General features: G+C 50.5%; 1 protein-coding gene. It reads right to left on the bottom strand.

All coding sequences use genetic code 11. The annotated features are described in order from the left end of the window. A partial coding sequence (locus AC1DIX_RS28230) for a hypothetical protein (protein ID WP_477328680.1) occupies positions 1 to 232 on the bottom strand: 232 nt, incomplete at its 3' end. Positions 233 to 378 lie beyond the last annotated feature (146 nt).

Here is a 378-nt window from a genome sequence, read left to right as displayed (position 1 = left end):
GACCGAAGTTCCCGTCCACCGGTATGGCTGTCGCTCCCGCAGGAACGTCCGCAGTGGCCACGTGATTTGAGACTTTTCCAAAATCTTTCGAGGTCCAGCCGACGCCCAAGAGGGCGCCGAAATGCATATCCACGACAAGCGTGGTACCCGTGGGCTTGAGCCCGGCAGAAGCAAGCGTCACAACTAGCGCCGCAAAAAGAATCTTTAAAGTTGAAAACTTTCTAGAATGCATGCCTTCGCGTATAGGGATGCAACCGAATAAGTGCAATCAAAAGTCGTTTTATTATTGGTGTTATGCGTTAATTTTTCCCGCTTTTAATTGTAGGCTCTGGCGTATCAATCAGAAGGTGCTTTTGGCGCTGCTAGGCGGCTTGCTTC

It is taken from the genome of Massilia sp. 05N420 (genome assembly GCF_056397205.1).
Note: the sequence above shows the minus strand (reverse complement) of the source record. Positions and strands in the feature narration are given on the sequence as shown.